Origin of the sequence: Streptomyces sp. A012304 (assembly GCF_026008495.1) — a bacterium.
GTDB lineage: Bacteria > Actinomycetota > Actinomycetes > Streptomycetales > Streptomycetaceae > Streptomyces.
Genome location: NZ_BQUN01000200.1, coordinates 146003 through 163330 on the forward strand (window position 1 = coordinate 146003; position 17328 = coordinate 163330).

At 67.8% G+C, this 17328-nt stretch carries 16 protein-coding genes and 3 pseudogenes; 7 read left to right on the forward strand and 12 right to left on the reverse strand.

Going from position 1 to position 17328, the window contains the following annotated elements; genetic code table 11:
- The 7 genes and pseudogenes from ALMP_RS40645 to ALMP_RS40675 form a co-directional block, all read right to left on the reverse strand.
- On the reverse strand, positions 1-720 hold a 720-nt coding region (locus ALMP_RS40645), incomplete at its 3' end, for an ABC transporter permease (protein WP_264937031.1).
- Between the two features lie 3 nt (positions 721-723).
- Positions 724-1863: an ABC transporter ATP-binding protein gene (locus ALMP_RS40650; RefSeq protein ID WP_264937032.1), complete on the reverse strand. Its 1140-nt coding sequence runs from the start codon at positions 1861-1863 to the stop codon at positions 724-726.
- Positions 1856-2959 carry an ABC transporter substrate-binding protein gene (locus tag ALMP_RS40655; RefSeq protein WP_264937033.1) on the reverse strand — a complete coding sequence of 368 codons (1104 nt, stop codon included), beginning with the start codon at positions 2957-2959 and terminating at the stop codon, positions 1856-1858. Before ALMP_RS40655 ends, ALMP_RS40650 begins: the two co-directional genes overlap by 8 nt.
- A 492-nt stretch (positions 2960-3451) precedes the next feature.
- Positions 3452-4186 (reverse strand): SDR family NAD(P)-dependent oxidoreductase, encoded by a 735-nt coding sequence (locus tag ALMP_RS40660; protein ID WP_264937034.1) that lies wholly within the window; start codon positions 4184-4186, stop codon positions 3452-3454.
- A 72-nt stretch (positions 4187-4258) separates the two neighbouring features.
- Positions 4259-5365: an alanine racemase gene (locus tag ALMP_RS40665; RefSeq protein WP_264937036.1), complete on the reverse strand. Its 1107-nt coding sequence runs from the start codon at positions 5363-5365 to the stop codon at positions 4259-4261.
- Positions 5366-6811: 1446 nt separating this feature from the next.
- Positions 6812-6987 (reverse strand): annotated as a pseudogene (locus ALMP_RS40670) (IS5/IS1182 family transposase); the annotation flags it as partial.
- A gap of 274 nt (positions 6988-7261) precedes the next feature.
- Positions 7262-7576, reverse strand: coding sequence for a hypothetical protein (locus ALMP_RS40675; RefSeq protein WP_264937037.1), 315 nt, complete (start codon positions 7574-7576; stop codon positions 7262-7264).
- 296 nt (positions 7577-7872) lie between these two features.
- Between ALMP_RS40675 and ALMP_RS44590 the strand changes: the two are divergent.
- Positions 7873-8021: pseudogene (locus ALMP_RS44590) on the forward strand (RICIN domain-containing protein); the annotation flags it as partial.
- Positions 8022-8044: 23 nt separating this feature from the next.
- Positions 8045-9490, forward strand: coding sequence for a family 43 glycosylhydrolase (locus ALMP_RS40685; RefSeq protein ID WP_264937038.1), 1446 nt, complete (start codon positions 8045-8047; stop codon positions 9488-9490).
- 198 nt (positions 9491-9688) lie between these two features.
- Here the strand turns inward: ALMP_RS40685 and ALMP_RS40690 are convergent, their stop codons facing one another.
- The 4 genes and pseudogenes from ALMP_RS40690 to ALMP_RS40710 form a co-directional block, all read right to left on the reverse strand.
- Positions 9689-9862: a hypothetical protein gene (locus tag ALMP_RS40690; protein ID WP_264937184.1), complete on the reverse strand. Its 174-nt coding sequence runs from the start codon at positions 9860-9862 to the stop codon at positions 9689-9691.
- A 146-nt stretch (positions 9863-10008) separates the two neighbouring features.
- Positions 10009-10170 (reverse strand): annotated as a pseudogene (locus ALMP_RS40700) (IS256 family transposase); the annotation flags it as partial.
- Positions 10171-10213: 43 nt separating this feature from the next.
- A complete protein-coding gene (locus ALMP_RS40705; RefSeq protein WP_264937040.1) occupies positions 10214-10540 on the reverse strand; it encodes a hypothetical protein in 327 nt (108 codons plus the stop codon).
- A 193-nt stretch (positions 10541-10733) separates the two neighbouring features.
- Positions 10734-11393, reverse strand: a complete 660-nt coding sequence (locus ALMP_RS40710; protein WP_264937041.1) for a GntR family transcriptional regulator — start codon at positions 11391-11393, stop codon at positions 10734-10736.
- 214 nt (positions 11394-11607) lie between these two features.
- Between ALMP_RS40710 and ALMP_RS40715 the strand changes: the two genes are divergently transcribed.
- From ALMP_RS40715 to solA, 4 genes are all read left to right on the forward strand, one after another.
- Complete coding sequence (locus ALMP_RS40715; protein WP_264937042.1) at positions 11608-12288, forward strand: haloacid dehalogenase type II; 681 nt, start codon at positions 11608-11610, stop codon at positions 12286-12288.
- A 49-nt stretch (positions 12289-12337) separates the two neighbouring features.
- A complete protein-coding gene (locus ALMP_RS40720) occupies positions 12338-12823 on the forward strand; it encodes a RidA family protein (RefSeq protein ID WP_264937043.1) in 486 nt (161 codons plus the stop codon).
- Between the two features lie 228 nt (positions 12824-13051).
- Positions 13052-14455, forward strand: a complete 1404-nt coding sequence (locus ALMP_RS40725; protein ID WP_264937044.1) for an FAD-binding oxidoreductase — start codon at positions 13052-13054, stop codon at positions 14453-14455.
- 19 nt (positions 14456-14474) lie between these two features.
- On the forward strand, positions 14475-15620 hold the full coding sequence (gene solA / locus ALMP_RS40730) for an N-methyl-L-tryptophan oxidase (protein ID WP_264937045.1): 1146 nt from the start codon (positions 14475-14477) through the stop codon (positions 15618-15620).
- Between the two features lie 62 nt (positions 15621-15682).
- On the opposite strand, the gene ALMP_RS40735 is transcribed toward solA, so the two are convergent.
- Complete coding sequence (locus ALMP_RS40735; protein ID WP_264937046.1) at positions 15683-16636, reverse strand: LysR family transcriptional regulator; 954 nt, start codon at positions 16634-16636, stop codon at positions 15683-15685.
- Between the two features lie 169 nt (positions 16637-16805).
- On the opposite strand from ALMP_RS40735, the gene ALMP_RS40740 reads away from it, so the two are divergent.
- Positions 16806-17328: PrpF domain-containing protein (locus tag ALMP_RS40740; protein ID WP_309299613.1), on the forward strand; the 523-nt coding region annotated here is incomplete at its 3' end.

Sequence of the window (17328 nt, forward strand, 5' to 3'; positions counted from 1 at the left end):
ACCCATCAGGGCGGGGGTGATGTAGTAGCCCAGCGAGAGGATGAAACTGAGCAGTCCGGCGCTGGCCAGTCCCGGCGCGACCAGCGGCAGATACACCCGCCGGAAGATCGTCACGCGTCCCGCGCCCATGCTGGACGCGGCCGCCAGCAGGCGCCGGTCCACACCGCGCATCACCCCGTACAGCAGCAGCACCGTGTACGGGAGCATCATCGAGGTGGTACCGATGACCACACCGAGCTCGTTGTAGAGCAGCTGGAACGGCGCGCCGGGGACCGACATGGCGGTCAGGGTCTCGTTCACCAGGCCCTTGTCGCCGAGCATGATGATCCAGCCGTAGGTGCGCACCAGGGCACTGATGAAGTGCGGCACGACCACGACCAGCATCGCCAGGCCCGCGAGAATGGGCTTGAGCCGGGAGATCGCCTGGGCCAGGACGAACCCGAACACCAGGCTCAAAACGGCCGTCTCCGCGGAGATCCGCAGCGTGGTGAACAGCACCGACAGGTTGACGCCCGTGAGTGCGTCGGCGTACCAGTGCAGGGTGAACGACCCGTCGGCGTCCTTCAGGCTCAGCAGCAGGGTGCTGAAGATCGGGTAGACGAACAGCACCAGCAGGTAGACGACGACCGGCAGGGCGTACAGGATCCCGATCCGGGTCCGGCGCGAAGCCAGCAGCTTGCGCGGACGGGCGGGGGCGCCGGCGGTGAGGGTGGCTGCCATGGCTCACCCGCCCTGTTCGTCGGCGAAGAGGTTGACGTCCTCGGGGTCAGCGCTGATTCCGACCCGCTCGCCTGCGACGGGGCCTCGCCCGGCCGGTACTTCCAGGCGCAGCAGCGGCGCGTCCTTGCCGTCGATGCGCACGCCCGCGCGGACCAGGGTGCCGACGTAGGTGGCGCTCTCCACCGTGCCGGTACAGAACCCGTCGTCGGTGGCGCAGGCCCGCAGCCGGCCCGGCTGCACAGCCACCTTCACCTCGGCGCCGGAGGCCAGCTGGTGACGGCGCGCCTTGATCAGGCCACCGGAGTTGTCGAGGCGGACCAGGGTGTGCGCGTCGGTGTGCTGCTCGATGCGGCCGGGCAGGAAGTTGGCCGCGCCGAGGAAGTCCGCCACGAACGGCGTCCTGGGCCGCTCGAACAGCTCCCGGGGGGTGTCGAACTGCTCGATCAGACCGTTGCGCATCACCGCGATACGGTCCGACATCACCAGCGCTTCTTCCTGATCGTGCGTCACATAGATGACGGTCAGGCCGAGTTCCTGCTGGATGGTCTTGATCTCGACCTGGAGCTGGTCGCGGAGCTTCTTGTCCAGGGCGCCGAGCGGTTCGTCCATGAGGATGACCGGCGGGCGGTAGACCAGCGCCCGGCACAGGGCCACACGCTGCTGCTGCCCGCCGGACAGCTCACGCGGCTTGCGGCCGCCGAAGCGGGACAGGCCCGCGATCTCCAGCGTCTCCCCCACCCGCCGGCGGATCTCGTCCTTCGGAACTCCGCGCAGCGTGAGCGGGAAGGCGACGTTCTCCTGCACGGTCATGTGCGGGAAGAGCAGGTACTGCTGGAAGACGAACCCCAGGCCCCGCTTCTGCGGGGCGAGGCGGGTGACGTCGCGGCCTCCGACGGTGATGGTGCCGGAGTCCGGTTCGCAGAACCCGGCGATCATCATCAACGTCGTGGTCTTGCCCGACCCCGAGGAGCCGAGGAAGGTCACGAACTCCCCGGCGGCGATCTCCATGGACGCCTCGTCAACAGCGACGACGTCCCCGTACGTCTTGCGCAGGGCCACCACCGACAGCGCCTTGCCGGTCGCGGTGGCCGGCGTGACGCCGGCCACCTTGACGGACGGTGTGGCAACACCGTTTTCAGCCACGAGCCCACTCCAACCAGCGCTTGGTGACGGCCGCCTCGTTCTTCAGCCACCAGTCGACATCCGCGTCGAAACCCTTGTCGTAGTACTTCGGCGCACCCGCGAGCGCATTGCGCTCCTCCTCGGTGAGCTGTTCGTAGGCCAGCGGAGAGGACGGGTTCGACGGGAACGCCTTGGCCAGGGCAGCCTGGCTTTCGGCACGCAGCGAGAAGTCCATGAGCTTGTAGGCGTTGTCCACATTGGCGGCGCCCTTGGCGATGGCGTAGCCCTGGAACTGGCGGCGCATGCCGTTGAGCTGGCGCTCCACCGGGACGCCCTGCTTCTGCAGATCGGCGATCCGGCCGTCCCAGACGGTGGACATCGTGACCTCCTCGCGGCTGAGCAGCACACCCGGGAGCGGGCCGCTGTCCCAGAACTTCTTGATCTGGGGCCGCAGACGGGTCAGCACCTTGAACGCGCGGTCCACATCCAGCGGATACAGCTTGTCCATCGGGACACCGTCGGCCAGCAGCGCGAACTCCAGCTCCGGCAGGTCACCGTCCGGGCTGCACATCGAACGGCCGCCCTTGAACGCCTTCGTGTCCCAGAAGTCCGCCCACGACTCCGGCTTCTTACCGCCGAAGGCGTCGGTGCGGTAGGCGATGCACTGGCCGTAGAAGCTGCTGCCGACGGCATGGTCGGTGATCTGGGCCTCGGGGATCTTCGCGCTCTTCACGCTCTTGATCCGGTCGAGGTCCAGCATCTCCAAGGCGTCCTGCTTCAGGTACTTGTTGTGGGACATCATCGAGTTGTTGATGAGGTCGCACTGCGGGCGGCCCTGCTTGATCTGGGCGAGCAGCGGGGCGTCGTCCAGGTTGAGCACCTTGACCTGGATGCCGGTCTCCTGGGTGAACGGCGTGTAGATCGCCTTCTGTAGGGCCGCACCATAGGAACCGCCGCTGTCGCGGACGATCACCGTCTTGCCGCCCTTACCGCCGCTGCCGGACGCCACACGGCTGGTGCCGGTGCCGCAGGCGGAGAGGGAGGGAAGAGCAGCGAGGGCGGCGAGGCCGCCTGCTCCGCGCAGGAGCGCTCTCCGACCGATCTGGGCATCACTCATGGCAATACTCCTCATCTAGGGATGCGTGGGACCAGCTGTGCGGGGGCTTTACTTCGCAGGTGCGGGGGGTGGTGGATCGCGCAGGGCGACGAACGCGGACAGAGCGTCGTCCGCTTGCGTCGCCGGTCGGCGCTGCTGGGCGCGTGTTCGCCGTGGATCGAAAACCCCGACGGCTTCTGTTGTCCGGGCGATGTCGACTGAAAGGCCAGGTGAACGGCGGTGGGGAAGCCGGAGCCGTCGCAGGCGGTGACCCGCAGGGTGGCGGCGGTCCTCAGCACGACGCGTCGTGGTGACATCCAGGTGGCCGGGGTGGCGAGGATGCGGTCCTCGGCGCGGACGCACTGTGGCTGGCGCAATGCGAGTGCGGCGATCGGGGCATGCGCTCGACCCGTGGTCGTTCGGTCATGCCGCTGACAGCGGTCGCCGGAGGCGGAACGAGGGACGGAGAACAGGTCGTTCAGTCCCATGCTGGTGGCGATGCCCAGCAGGGTTTCAGAAGGCGGTGTACCCGCCGTCGACGGTCAGGACCGATCCGGTCACGTACGACGACTCCGACGACGCGAAGAAGAGCACCGCGTCAGCCACCTCTTCAGGAGTGGCGAGGCGTTGGAGCGGGATCGTGCTCTCGCGCTGGCGGCGGTAGGCCTCGGGGTCGGGCCTGCGCTGGAACGCCGCCTCGATGACCGGAGTGACGGTCAGACCCGGAGCGACGACGTTGACGCGGATGTTGCGGGGAGCCCATTCGATCGCCGCGCCCTTGGCGAGCATGATGAGGCCCCCCTTCGCGGCGGAATACAGGACCTGCCCGGACATGCCGACCATGCCCAGCCGTGAACTGACGCAGACGAACGAGCCACCGGTCTCGGGCATCAGCGGCGCGAAGTGCTTCATCACCAGGAACGCGCTGAGCAGGTTGCTCTCCAGCACGTTCCTCGCGTCGTCGCAGGCCATCTCGGTGAGCGGACCGTCGGCCTGCAGGCCGTGGTTGAGGACGACGACGTCGACGGTGCCGAAGGACTCCGCGGCCTGCTCGGCCAAGCGCTCGACGAACGCCTCGTCGTTGAGGTCTCCGGGTACGTACAGGTCGTCGGGCTGAGCGCTGTCGAGCCGCTCTCTGCGGCCGGTGAGCAGCAGCCGCGCGCCCTCGCGGCGGAAGTGGGAACTCACGGCTTCCCCGATGCCACTGCTGGCACCGGTCACCAGGGCCGTGACGTTGTTGAGTCTCATGTCAGGCACTCCTTTGCGGGGAGGTCGGTCGGGGCGCGGGCTCGGGTACGAGGGTCCCGTCCCCGCCGTCGGTCAGTTGAGGAATCCGCGGGCGTCGACCGGCCAGCGCTGCAGCGACGTGCCCGTGCTGTCGGTGACGATCAGTTCCTCGAAGCCGAGCACGACCGGGCACACGTGGTTGGGCACCACCGGTACGACGGTGCCGACGCTGGGGCGGAAGTCGCCGTCCGGCAGCGGGAGGAATCCGTGGTACTCGTTGACCTTGGACAGGACCGCCTTCGTGCCGGCGATGCCGCCGTAGCCGATCTCGGGGCTTCCTTCCTTGCTGAGGGCCTTGTTGCCCACATCGACGATGACCTGGTCGGGGATCCAGTCGCTGACCACGGTGCCGGCGACGAACAACGCGATCTGGTCCTCCGTGCAGGAGCCCAGCCGGGCGTTGTTCAGGTCGCCGAAGACGTACTCGCCGGGACGGATCTCGGTGATCACGCCGCTCGTGGAGAACTCGAGGGTAGGGGTGGAGCCGGCGCTGACCACCTCTGCGGTGACGCCGACACCTTCGAGGCTGCGTACCGCGGTGGTGAGCGCGGCCTCCTGGTCCTGCGCGGCGCGCTGGCGAGCGTCGTGACCGGCGCCGCCGTGACCTGGATAGGTGAAGACGCCCACCGGCACCAGACCGCGCTTGCGGGCGGCGAGCGCGAGATCGCCCGCGACCTCGGCCGGAGCCCCGGAACGACGGGCGCCGCAGTCGACCTCGATCACGACCTCCAGCCGCTCGGGTTCGTCTCCCATCGCGTCGGCGAGGGCCTCGATCGCCGCGACGTTGTCGACGCCGACGCGCAGCCGGGCGGACTCGGCGAGCCGGCGGATCCGGGGCTTCTTCGATCCTGCGGCCCAGATCGGGTAGGCGAGGAAGATGTCGTCGAACCCGGCCGCGGCGAAGACCTCGGCCTCACCGACATTGCCCGCGGTGATCCCGACCGCACCGGCCTCGATCTGGCGTCGCCCGATCTCCACACACTTGTGCGTCTTGACGTGCGGCCTGACCTTGATGTTGTGCTGGTCGGCGAAGCCCTGTACGCGGTCGATGTTGCCCTGCATGACGTCGACCAGCACGATCGGCGCGGGGGTGTCGATCCGCTCGACCAGAGCGTCGAGTGCCTGTTGCAGTCGGTTCACGCTGCCCTCCTTGTGGTTCTGCCTGGGAATGATCGGGGGCGCGGGTGCCGGCTCCCCTCTGCTGCCGAATGCGCGGCCCGCGGAATCGCGTGCTTGCCTACGCCGCCGTCGGCCCCGCTCTACACCGCGGTGCAGACCATCTGGATCTCGACCGGGCTGTTGACCGGCAGCCCGGCGACACCGATTGAAGTCCGGCATGCCTGCCACGAAGACCAGCACTGCAGTGGCTTAAAACAGCCACCACATTGTCGTTTGTCGACCATATGGCTGCCCGTCGAGCACTGTCAATACAGGCTTCAACCTCGTCGAGCGCGACCTGGAGCCCCGCCCGCGACTCGATCCGCCGCTGCCGGAAGCGACGGTGGACACCGCGACCCGGCTCACCGCTCTCGTCCGGTTCGGCGTGCACGAGCGGAATGCCTGGCCGCATCACGGTCGCTGACGGTGGCGGGGTTCTCGAGCGGTTGACACGGATGGCCGACCTCGCACCCGACGAGATCTCAATGCCACAAGGGCGGCTCGACCTGCTGCGCGGTTGCGTCGGCAAGGCCTGCAGCGACTGACTGCAGGCGCGTGATGATGAGTTCGACGACGGAGTCGAGGGGTGACACTGAACCCGTTCCACGCTGGAAGAACGCCGCCGGGCGCGTCCAGGGTCCGCGTGACGGCCTCACACCCCTGAGTGGCTGCGGAATCAGTTCACGGGGTGATCTGGCGGTTCAGGGCAGGCGTGCAGTGGCGCGAGATGTCGGGCGAGTCAAGGTTTGCCCGACCGCCTATGTGTGCTTTGCGGGTCAGCGTGCCGTCTCGGTCATGTCGCAGGTGTGGCATACCACCCTGCGTGCCGGGACACGGCCATACGAAGCGCCCATGCCGCTCTGGCAGGTGACCTGTACCTGACGTACGCGGGCGTGGTTTTCGCAGGCGGCCAAGCTGCAGCGCGAGCACACACCGATGCCGGAGCACTTCGCGATACAGAGGTACAGCGGCGCGGTCCGCGTTCCCGGCCTCGCGACCCGCATCCCAGGAAGAGTCGCCGTTGAGCGTCGGCACGGTGCGGACGGCGCCGCCGGTGCAACTCCGACCCGTCTACCAGGAGCGCGGAGACCGACGAGTCGTCGGCCGATCCCCGAGATCAGGCGACTCGGCGAGACCCTGAAGCAGTGTACGGGCCTACCACGAGACCGGCCGCGCCGGCATCGAATCCGCCGCCAACGGCTTCATGGAGCTTCACGGACGCGTCGCCTGAGGCTTCAGGAACCGTGCCGACCCACGGCTACGCATGCGCCTCACCGGCGGCGGCTGACTTACCCCGAACCTCCAAGGGAGACGCGCCACTCAGACCTCGCTTCGCATGGCTAGAAGCTCGTTGAGCGGTGCCGGGAGCCAAACAGGACGGCCAGCGTGCCCGAGGCGGTGTCGAAGCATGGTCAGGTTGGTCCGTCAGTTCGCGGCGACCAACAGGACCCGATCCTCGAGAGGCAGGCTCCACGGCCGACCTTGCGGACCGGGTCCGCGCCCTCCCGACGCAGTGCTGTGATCAGCTTGCCGAACTGACGCGTGCACAACCCGATGAACGGCGCTGTCCAGGACGACTCCGACGCCGTGATCACACCAGCCACACCGAGACAACATTGCGCGGGTCCACTTACCCGGCTCCCCGGCAACGTGGTTGAGCGTCCACCAATGCGGCTGCGTGAGATCCTCCACCGCTAACTGCGCACGGAGGGCACCGACCACCTGTCGGTATGCCTCGCCAGTCCATGAGCCGATGGGCTGAGCAGCCAACTCCTCCCGGGAGTACTCCCTGAGCGTCACGCTCACGTGCCCCTCCTTCTCGTGATCCACAGAACGCGATCACCGTAGCCCCTCAGGTTCGGTTGAGGTCAATGCGTTTCAGGGCCCCACTGCTGCCGCCCGGGCCGGAGCGGTCGCCGGGGCTGAGGCCGGTGTCGGACCGTTTCTGAACACTGCTTCGACGAGGACGGGGTCGGGGCCGTCGGCTTCCGCCTCGATCGTGAACGGCCACCCGATGAAGTCTTCGGCCAGCCCGTAGTCCGGGTTGTCTCGGATCTCGAAGACCGTCCGGCCTGATCGGACCGTGTAGTGATCGTCGGCAGGGGCTCCGAGGGTTGCTGCGACGAGCGCAGTCACGGACTCGCGATTGCCGCCTCGCAGGTAGATCTGGCAGTCTCCGTAGTCCTTCGCCATGTTCACGCGGCCTGCTCCTGTCGCTCGACCAGGATGCCGTTTTCGAACCGGGCCCCGGTGCGGACCAGGGGGACCAAGTGGGCGCCGGTGAGGTCCGGGCCGACAAGGCGTACGACTCGCCGCGGCGCGTACCCTGGGTTTCCCGTGTGTCTGACAGTAACTGTTCGGGTGGTCGGCGGCGTTCAGGGTATCGGGTTAGTTCGGCCCATTGACGGCGCCCCTGAGCCGCCTTTAGGTTTCGTCCGCAGTTCCGCACGTTGTTCGTATTTTCGAATACGGTTGGGCATGGTCTACCTGGCGGCGACTACGCCCGCATCGTCAACGCCTCCACCGGCAGGGTCATGGACGTCGCCAACCGCGGCACGCCACCGGCACCGACGTATGCCGGTGGAGCTGGCTCAGCAACAACTGCCAGCAGTGGCGGCTCGTCCCCACGACCGCCTGATCCCGAAGGGCCGCAACAGAAACATGAGACATCTCGCCAGACGGGTTCTGGTGGCCGCGGCGGCCGCGTTCGCCGTGCTCACCACCGTGACCACCCCCGCCCAGGCCGCCGCGCCCGCGTCCCCCGCCGTGACCTTCACCAACCCGATAGCCGAGCAGCGCGCCGACCCGCACATCTTCAAGCACACCGACGGCTTCTACTACTTCACCGCCACGGTTCCCGCGTACGACAGGATCGTCATGCGCCGGGCCACCACCCTCCAGGGCCTCGCCACGGCCCCGGAGACCACGATCTGGACCAAGCACGCCAGCGGTGAGATGGGCGCCCACATCTGGGCTCCGGAGATCCACTTCATCGACGGCAAGTGGTACATCTACTTCACGGCCGGCTGGTCCAACGACATCTGGCGGATCCGCCCGTACGTCCTGGAGACCAGCGCCGCCAACCCGCTCACCGGCACCTGGACCGAGAAGGGCAGGATCAGCCTGCCCATGGACACCTTCTCGCTGGACGCCACCACGTTCACGCACAACGGCACCCGCTACCTGAGCTGGGCCCAGGAGGACCCGGCGCTCGGCAAGGGCACGCAACTGTACCTGGCGAAGATGGCCAACCCCTGGACCATCGAGGGCAGCCCGGTCATGATCTCCAAGCCCGAGTACGCCTGGGAGACCGCCGGCGCCCGCGTCAACGAGGGCCCGGCCGTCATCCAGAAGAACGGCAAGGTCTTCATGACCTTCTCGGCCAGCGCCACCAACGCCAACTACTGCCTCGGCCTGCTGACCGCCGACGCCACCGCCGACCTGATGAACCCGGCCTCCTGGAGCAAGACTCCCACGCCGGTCCTCAAGAGCAACGACAAGACCAGCCAGTACGGCCCCGGCCACAACTCCTTCACGGTCTCCGAGGACGGCAAGTCGGACATCCTCGTCTACCACGCCCGCAACTACAGGGACATCGTCGGCGACCCGCTCAAGGACCCCAACCGCCGCACCCGCTACCAGAAGATCTACTGGAACGCCGACGGCACACCCAACTTCGGCATCCCCGTCGCCGACGGTGTCACCCCCGTCCGCTTCTCCTCGTACAACTACCCGGACAGGTTCATCCGGCACTGGGAGTTCCGGGCCAGGACCGAGGCCAACGTCACCGAACTCGCCGACTCGCAGTTCCGCGTCGTCCCCGGCCTGGCCGGCAACGGCACCGTTTCCCTCGAATCGGCCAACTTCCCCGGCTACTACCTGCGCCACAAGAACAACGAGGTGTGGGTGGAGAAGGACGACGGCACCACCCTGTTCGACAACGACGCCTCGTTCCATGAGCGGGCCGGTCTCGCCGACCCCGCGGCTGTGTCGTACGAGTCCTACAACTTCCCCGGCCGCTACATACGCCACTACAACCACCTGCTCTACACCCAGCCGGTGACCACCACACTCGGCCGGCAGGACGCCACCTTCTACAAGGAGTAGGCCGGCCGGACGCACCGATCGGGTTTCCGCTTCCGCAGACAGGAACCGGGCCGGGCGACCGTGCTACGCGAGGAGCGGAGTGATCAGTGAGCCATCGACGCGTCACCTCAGGGCGGCGCGCGGGTGGCTCACTGTCATGAAGCGGTGCTCCTTTTGCAACAGACCCCAGGCCCTACTAGAGAGTCATTTCCGATGTGATCAGTGGTCGTAGGCGATCAGAGGTCGCATGACGGGCTGTGTGGTCTTGTGGTGGTGCCAGATCGCCGCGGCCAGCGCGAGGACGCGCTGTGCGACACCGGCGGCGACGACCTCGAAGGTCCGGCCGCCGTGACCCGGTATCTGGAGCTCAACCTCCGTGCCGGCAAGTCCCATTCACCTGCATGACCGGCCAAGCCGTGCAGCAGCACGATCGGCTGTCCAGGCCCGCCCCAGTCCCGGCAGACAAGCCGGACGCCGTCTCGCACCACCACGTGTTCAGACCATGCCACGTCGGCCCCCTGGGAATCGGCTGGCCTTGATCATGCCGCAACCACCTCGGGACGTTCGACGAGCTGACCGCGTTCGAAGCGGGCGCCCGCCCGGACGAGGGCGACGAGGTGCGGTGCATTCACGGCCCGCAACCGTTGCTGAGCGGACTCGACGAGTCCGAAGACCATGGCCAGGGCGGCGGTGCTCGCGCCCCAAGCGATCACGCGCAGCGCAGCACCTCAAAAGGCCCCGGGGCTACTGATGCGGCACGTGCCTGGTTCCGGCTGGCTCTGCATTGTCTGCCTCGGCTGCGGTGAGGCTGAGCCGTTCTTCATCTCCTGCTTCGACGACATTGACCAGCAGCGCGCTCGCATCGTCAAAGCGCAGGGTGAAGTGCGGATCGAGCTGCATCAGGAAGTCGAAGCTCTCCCTGTCCTCCACGGTCAGGGGAGGTTCGAGAGTCGCCTCGCACGTCCAGTTGTCTCCGGCGGCACGGACCACGACCCGCACTCGAAGCCTGCTCAGACACGTCGATCGGTTGGCCCACCACTCAAGCGTCGCGGTGCCCTCGTAGCTGTCCATGGTTCAAGTGTCGCGAGCGAGTAGGCGGCCGTGTGTCAGCTGTGCAGAACCTGAGGTCACAAGATCGTGCTACGAGCTCTTACTGACCTTCAAAGCGCGGTGTCGGAGGGATGACGGGCCATGATCCCTGCGGTATCCCGAGTGCATGCATGCAGACGGCATGGCCTCCTACCTGCCGGGGCGTGCGTTTCCCTCAATCTGCCCTGTGGGCTCGCAGCCCCATGGGGAAATGGGCAGCCAGTTCCTGGCGGAACGAGTCGGTGTCGCCTTCCAGGGCGACCGTGGCCAACCTCTCGTGCTCGACGACCAACTGATGCGGGTTGTCGCTGTAAGTGCGGTGATCGACGCTGAGGTAGAGGCGCAGCTTGGTCTCCCAGCCGTTCCAAAGACTCTGCAGGACGCCGTGCCCCGAGAGCTCGTAGAAGAGCCTGTGGAAGCGAAGGTGCGCGTCGATGCTGGCCGGGATGTCGTCCTTCTCCATCGCCCGGCGCAGATCCTCGACCGTTTGCAGCAACTGAGGCCGCTCAGAACCGCGCAGTGATTCGGACGAGAGCTCGGCGGCGTACGGTTCGACAAGTAGCCGGACCGAGTCGATCTCGGCGATCTCATGAGCGCTCACCTCTACCACGAACGCCCCACGGTAGGGGATCTTGACGACGAGCCCTTCCTCCTCCAGCTTGGTCAGCGCCTCGCGCAGCGGGGACCGGCTGATCCCGAGATCCGTGGCGATGTGCGCCTCGCGCAGCTGGCCGCCAGGAGGCACGGTCCCGTCGAGGATGGCGGCACGCAGTGTGCGGTAGACGCCGTCCGGCGTCGTCGTCCGCTGCTCCTGCCACTCGAACTTGTGGTCCACCCCGGCGCCCTCCCCTTGCTCAGTCGACCACTTGGTCGTTTGTCGACTATACCTCCGCTGGTTCAGGGCAGGCGGAGGTTCGAGGGAGCGCCGACCGGCCAGGAAGCCGTTGACAGGCGAGCACCATTTGGTCGACAATCGACACAGACGCAGATGGTCGACAATCGACCAGGGAGTGACCTTGGGTCGCTCCCCTGAAGGACTTGGAGGACTCGTGGTATTCGACATCAAGCCCAAGTTCGTGACGTTCGACATGAACGGAACGCTGATCAAGTTCAGCATCAACGACACGATGCGTGAGGTCCTGGGCGACCGGCTGCCGGCCGAGCTCGCCGATGAGTACCTGCGGATCTGCAAGGCGTACCGGATCGACGAGTGCACGGGCGCGTACCAGCCGTTCCACCAGGTCGTCGCTCGGTCCATGGAGCGAGCCTCGCGCTACGTCGGTCTCGAGTACCGCGAGGACGAGGCGCGGGCGGTGTACGAGCGCATTCCCACCTGGGGCCCGCACCCCGGTGTCACCGAGGCGCTGAACCGCCTGGCCGAGGCGGTTCCGCTGGTCATCATCACGAACAGCGACACCGCGCACGCCGTGCGCCTCGCGGAGAACCTCAAGGCCCCCTTCGAGGTCGTCATCAGCGCCGAGGAGATGGGCGTCTACAAGCCGCGACTCCGCGCGTTCGAGTACATGTTCGAGAAGCTCGGTGTGACGCCCGACGAGCTCGTGCACGTCTCCGCGAGCCCGATGTACGACCTGCGCTCCGCGGCCATCATGGGCATCGAGAACAAGGTGTACGTCGACCGCGGCTGGGAGCACGACGAGCACTGGCTCGGCTACGAGCGGATCACCGACATCGCCGACCTCCCGGTCCTCTTCGGCCTGCCGCGCCCCTGACGCCCGAGCGGAGAACCGAGAAAATGATCCACAGCAAGACGGTGGCGGCATGAGCCTGCCCCTGCCTCAAACCGTCAAGGGCGACTCGGCTTCGGAAAGGCTCCAGAACCTCGGACTGGAGCTACCCGTCCTCGCCGGCGACGCGTACTACGTGCACCACCGTGCGGTGGGCTCCAGCATCCACATCTCCGGCCAACTGCCTTACAAGGACGGCGAGCTGCTGGGGCAGGGCGTTGTCGGCCGGGACGTGGAGCTGGAGACCGCGAAGGAACTCGCGCGCCATGCCGCGCTCAACTGCCTCGCCGCCGCCGTGCAGGCGGTGGGCGATCTGGACCGGGTCCGGATCGTGCAGATGCTGGTCTTCGTGGCCAGCACACCGGACTTCGGTCTGCAGTCGCAGGTCGCCAACGCGGCCAGTGAACTGCTCATCGAGGTGCTGGGCGAGAACGGCCGGCACGCCCGCACCGCGATCGGTGTCGCCGGGCTGCCCCTCAACACCCCTGTCGAGATCCAGATGATCTGCACCGCGGTGTAGTGGCGAACCAGTCATGAGCAGCGCAGCTGGGAACCGGCTCCACCAGGCACTCGACACCCTCGTCGAGCGAATCACCACCCCAGCCGGCGCCGGTCGTGCTGACCGACGTGATGCAGCCATCGGCCTGATGCGGGGCTTCGCCGCCGAGCACAGCCCCGACGTCAGGCCACACGTCAAGAAGCGTCGCCCCGGGCCCCACCGCGACCAGACACAGAAGAAGGACACACCATGAACGCCCTCGCGGCACCGCCCCGAAACGGAGAGCTCGGCTTCTGGGTGGCCCAACTGGCCGACAGGAGACCGTCGTTCCCCCGCTTCACCGGCCAGGACTCGGTGGACGTGGCCATCGTCGGCGGCGGCTGCACCGGCCTGTGGGCGGCGTACTTCGCCAAGAAGCTCGAACCGTCGCTGACGGTCGCGGTCTTCGAGGCCGAGCAGGTGGGCTACGGCGCGTCGGGGCGCAACGGTGGCTGGCTGTCGGCGATGCCTCCGGGAAACCGTGCCACCTTCGCCCGTGCCGGGGGAGGGCTGGAGGCGAGCCGGGCGCTGCAGCAGGAGTTCGTCACCGGCGTCGACGCGGTCCTGGACATCCTCGCCGCCGAGGGCATCGACGCCGATCAGCACAAGGGCGGCGCGCTCGTGGCCGCCCACACTCGGGCGGGGCTGGGCCGGCTGGTCGCCAGGCGTGACGCCGACCTGAAGTACGGGCTGACCGACGACGAAGTCCACATGCTCGACCGGGACGAGTTCCAAAGCCGGATCAACATCTCCACCGTCCACGGCGGGCTCTTCTACAAGCACTGCGCGCGATTCCACCCCGCGAAACTCGTCTACGGCCTCGCCGACACCCTGACCTCCATGGGGGTCAGGATCTACGAACGCAGCCGAGTGGACGGTGTCGCGGGCAGGACCCTCACCCTGGCCGACGGACGCGTCACCGCGGCGAGGACGTTCATCTGCACCGAAGGCTATTCGGGACCGCTGCTCGGCCGCCGGAGCCTGATCCCGGTCAACTCCTCGATGATCGTGACCAAGCCCCTGTCGGAGGAGGCGTGGCAGCAGATCGGCTGGGACGGGCCGCAGTGCCTCAGCGACTCCGCGCACACGTTCATCTACGCCCAGCGGACCTCGGACGGCCGTATCGCGATGGGGGGCCGCGGTGTCCCCTACCGTTTCGGGTCCGGTACCGGGGGAGCCGGTGCCACGGCCCAGTCCACCATTGACCTGATCTCCCACAAGCTCAGTTCCTTCTTCCCGGGCGTCCCCTTCGAGGTGGACCACGCCTGGTCGGGAGTTCTGGGCGTCACGCGGGACTGGAACGGCGGCGTGCGCTGGGACCCGATATCCGGGATCGGGTCGTCCACCGGCTATGCGGGACACGGTGTCACGTCGGCTTACGTCGGCGGCAGGACTCTCGTGGAGCTCGCCTTCGAGCAGGAAACCGAACGGACCACCCTTCCCTGGGTCGGCTACCGGGCACGGAAGTGGGAACCGGAACCCATCCGCTGGCTGGGCGTTCACGCCATGTACCGGCTCTTCGGTATTGCCGACCAGTGGGAAGAGCGCAGGGGTTCCAGTACGACCTCACTCCTGGCGAAATTCGGCAGCCGACTCGCCGGACTTCACGAGTAAAGACAAGGAACTTGCTCTCATGGACGCACAACTCGCAGTCATCGGCCTGGGCGGCATCGGGAGCATGGCCCTGTGGCAGGCCTCCCGGCTGTCCGGCTCGGTAGTGGGCTTCGAGGCCGCCACCCCCGCGCACGGCCGCAGTGCCGTGGGCGGGGACACCCGCCTGTTCCGCATGGTCTACCTCGGCAAGCCCGACTACTACCCCATCATCGAACGCTCCCGCAGCCTCTGGGCCGACCTCGAAGCGGAAACCGGGCAGGAAATCCTCACCCCTACCGGGGGCCTGTCCATCGGGACGGCGAACGGCAGCTACATCAACAGCCTTCTCGACGCAACGCGCATCACCGGCGCCGAGCACTGCGTCCTCAGCCGGGAGGACATGGCGGAGCGCTACCCCCAGCACAACCTCCGCCCCGACGACTGCGCCGTCTACGACCCCCGCGCCGGCGTGCTGCGCACCGACCGCGCCGTCAGCGCCGCCGTCGCGGCGGCCCAGGCCAATGGCGCCACCGTCCTTCAGAACACACCCGTGGACAGCATCACCGAAACCGACCACGGCGTGCTCGTCACCTCGGGTGACAGAACCTGGACGTTCGAGAAGGTCGTCGTCGCCTCGGGCGGCTGGTCCCGCAGGCTCATGCCCGACCACCTCAAGGCCGTCACGGAAACCCATCGGATCGTCCTGACCTGGTTCGTCGCCCAGGACGGCGCGCAGTTCTCGCCAGAACGATTCCCCGTCTTCAGCCGGCTGTACGGCGATCGCTCCCTGTACGGCGCACCCGCCGTCGACGGCGTGACGGTCAAGGCATCGGTGGACGGACCGCTGGACGGGCGCGGAAGGGAAACTCCCGACCCGGACTCCGTGCCCAGGGAACTCACCCCGCGAGAAACCGAGAAGGTCACCGATATCGTCACCGAGTTCTTGCCCGGCCTGACCCCCACCATCGTGCGCTCCGACGCCTTCCCCGAGCTCTTCACCGAGGACAGGCATCCCCTCCTCGGCTGGCTGGACGAGAACAGCAGGGTCTACTGCGCCACCGGATTCTCCGGAAAGGGCTTCAAAATGGCCACCGGCTACGGACACATCGCCGCACACGAGGCGCTCGGCAAACGGACCGTCGAAGGCCTGGACTTCGTGCGTCCGGACCGGTTCAGGACCAGGTAGTAGTCACCCACTCACGCCGCCTCGGCGCAGCAATCTCGCACCGCCCGTCGTCCGCTGAACCGTCAGCTCCGCCGGACCGCCCCGAGCTGAGCCCGGTGCAGGTCCGGGGCGGTGAATCGCTGCGCCACCGTGCGCAGGACGCGGGCCATCGCCTGGGCAGGTGGGGTGGCGGGGCGTGTCGCGGCGCGTGCGAGGAGGATGCGGCGGGTGGGGGCCGGGACGTCGGAGGCGAACGGCAGTAGGCGTACGTCGCTGCGTCGGCTGGTGAGGGCCAGGCGGGGTGCGAGCGCGATACCGAGACCGGCGGCGACCATGGCCTGCGCCTCCTGGTAGTCGTGCGACGAGTAGGCGATGCGTGGCTCGAATCCCGCCTGTCGACAGCTTCGGCGCAGGACGTCGGCGACGGGATGGTTGTCGGCGCGGATGATCCAGTCCTGGTCGGCGAGGTCGCCGAGGCGCACGGAGGGATGTGTGCGCAGGGGTGAGTCGGCGGGGACGACCAGCACCGTGGGGTCGTCCAGCAGGTGGGTGAGGGCGAGCGCCGGATCGTCGAGGCGGTTCCATTCGTAGTCCCAGAGCAGCCCCTGCTCCACCTCGCCGGTGTGCAGCATCTCCCTCAGTTCCGCGAGGACTCCGGCGCGGACCTCGATGCGGATGCCGGCGTGGCGCCGTCGGAAACGCGTGAGCGCCAGCGGCAGCAGGGACGCGCTCGCCGTGGGGAAGGAACCGAGCCGCAGGGTGCCCTGGTCGAGTGCGGTGAAGGAGTCCAGGTCGGCCTGGGCGGCACGGAGTTCCCGGCGTATGGCCTGACCGCGTTCGGCCAGCGCGGCACCCGCCGGGGTGGGACGGATACCGCGTGGCAGCCGCTCGATGAGGGGCTGCCCTGCCTCCTGCTCCAGCAGGGACATCTGCTGGGAGGCGGCGGAGGTGGTCATACCGAGGGCTTCCGCCGCGGCAGTGAGTGAACCGCGTTCGGTGGCCTCGGTGAGCAACAGCAGACGGCGCACGTTGAGCATGCCGCGACTTTAGCTGAGCTGAACCCAGGTGAAGCGAACTGCGATTGTTCCGAAGTCATCGCTCTGCGAAGGTCTGCGCAATCGCCGAGCGGTCACCGGCCCGCAATGCGCCCGTAACCGCTGCATCGGCCCTTTCCCTACCTCCGTTGATCCAGGAAGAGCCTCAGACGTGCACATTCCCGCGACCCTGGTGCGTGGCGGCACAAGCAAGTGCTGGCTGTTCAACCAGGTCGAAGTCCCTGCCGACCGTGGCGACCTCGAAAGGCTGCTCGTCGCCGCGTACGGCGCCACCGACCCCGTGGAGCTGGACGGGGTGGGCGGGGCGACCCCCACCACCTCGAAAGCGGCCGTGGTCAGCGCCTCACCCCAGCCTGGCGTCGACGTCGACTACCTGTTCGCTCAAGTCGGCATCGGGACGGGCTCGGTGGAGTGGACGAGCAACTGCGGCAACTGCGCCACCGGCGTCGCCCTGTACGCGGTGACCAAAGGAATGGTTCCGGTCACCGGCGACCGGACGCGCGTGGTGATGCGCAACACCAATACCGGCGCGGTCCTCGAAGGGATCGTCGACACCCCCGGAGGCGTGGTGCACCACTTCGGCCGTCAGACGGTACCCGGCACCCGGGCCGGGGGGGGGGGGGGGGGGGGGGCCCCCCCCCCCCCCCCCCCCCCCCCCCCCCCCCCCCCCCCCC